The sequence below is a fragment of the Candidatus Methanoperedens nitratireducens genome, assembly GCF_900196725.1.
In the GTDB taxonomy this organism is placed as follows: domain Archaea; phylum Halobacteriota; class Methanosarcinia; order Methanosarcinales; family Methanoperedenaceae; genus Methanoperedens; species Methanoperedens nitroreducens_A.
The window spans coordinates 1-1,311 of sequence record NZ_FZMP01000149.1 but is presented as its reverse complement, the minus strand read 5'-3'; the positions used below and the strand labels follow the sequence as shown (position 1 = coordinate 1,311).

General features: G+C 43.8%; 1 protein-coding gene and 1 pseudogene. Both read right to left on the bottom strand.

What is annotated here, in order from left to right; genetic code table 11:
* Positions 1-176 precede the first annotated feature (176 nt).
* A pseudogene (locus MNV_RS10175) lies at positions 177-986 on the bottom strand (IS3 family transposase); the annotation flags it as partial.
* A gap of 23 nt (positions 987-1,009) precedes the next feature.
* Complete coding sequence (locus MNV_RS10170; protein ID WP_096205754.1) at positions 1,010-1,291, bottom strand: transposase; 282 nt, start codon at positions 1,289-1,291, stop codon at positions 1,010-1,012.
* Positions 1,292-1,311 lie beyond the last annotated feature (20 nt).

The window sequence follows — 1,311 nt, the reverse complement described above, 5'->3', positions numbered from 1 at the left end:
CTAAACATTTAACACTTAATGTTAAATTGAAATCCATTGTTGACCACTATTGTTACCCCCATTGTTTAGACCAGCTAAGTTCAAAGTTAAGATGTTTTTGTTAATGTAGTGAGATTTTTCTTTTTTGCTTCTTTTTTCTTTTTGTTAATAAGTGTTAATATGTTCATAACTCAGGCTGCTTTTGCATATAATTCGAAAGGCTTTTTGTATCCCAGCGATTGATGGCCCCGTTCCGTGTTATAAAACCGGAAGTATTCTTCAAGTCCCTCGAACAATTGCACGCCGTCCTCAAAGGCATGCAAATAGACGCACTCATATTTTACCGAACGCCATAACCGCTCGATGAAAATATTATCAATGCACCTGCCTTTACCATCCATACTGATCCGGGTCGGGATATGATCCGGTGTAAAGAGGCTGGTGTATTCATCAGAAGTAAACTGGCTGCCCTGATCGGAGTTGATGATTTCCGGATACCCATACCCAGCGATCGCTTCCGATACCCCCTCCCTGATCCAAAGGGCTGTCATGGTGTTGCTGATAGACCAGTGCAATACAAAGCGAGTGTGAATATCAATAATGGCCATTAGGTACATAAATCCCCTCTTCATGGGAATATAGGTGATATCTATTGCCCACACCTGGTTTGGACGCTCTATGGGAAGACCTCGGAGCAGGTAGGGAAACACCGGATGCAATTTGTTTCGACGGCTGGTATTTTTCTTTGGGAATATCGTTTGCCATCCCACCAGTTCCATCAATCGTTTGACCCGCTTTTTATTGATGGCATATCCCTTTCCCTTCAGAAACTGATGAACGCGTGGTAACCCGTAAAAGGGCGTTTTCAGGTACTGCTCGTCCATGTGCCGCATGATTTCCAGGTTGAGCGCTGATTCCGGACTCGGTGTATAATAGATCCCACTACGGCATAGCGACAGCAGAATACACTGCTGACGAATGCTCAATTTGGAATCCCGATGAACCATGGCCCTTTTTTCAGCTAACGATTTTAGTTCAACTTTTTTTTTAACCAATTGTTCTCAACGGTCAATTGCCCGATCTGAGCGTACAGCTTGTCTATTTCTGAATCCTTCTCCTTAGGCTTACCACTGTCCGCCGAAAAGGCCAGAGAGGCATTGGACAGAAACTCTCTTTTCCACGCAGTGATCTGATTTGGATGTAGTTCATACTTAGCTGCAAGCTGTTCAATGGTGTTTCGTTCTTTCAGGGCTTCAATAACGACCTTGGTCTTGTAGTCCGCGCTGAACCTGCGCCTTTTTTGCTTTTCCATACGGTGAATTTAGGGTTTTT

What these genes read in the sequence shown, in the direction of transcription:
- MNV_RS10170 (WP_096205754.1), bottom strand. Translation starts at nt 1,291, where the DNA reads ATGGAAAAGCAAAAAAGGCGCAGGTTCAGCGCGGACTACAAGACCAAG.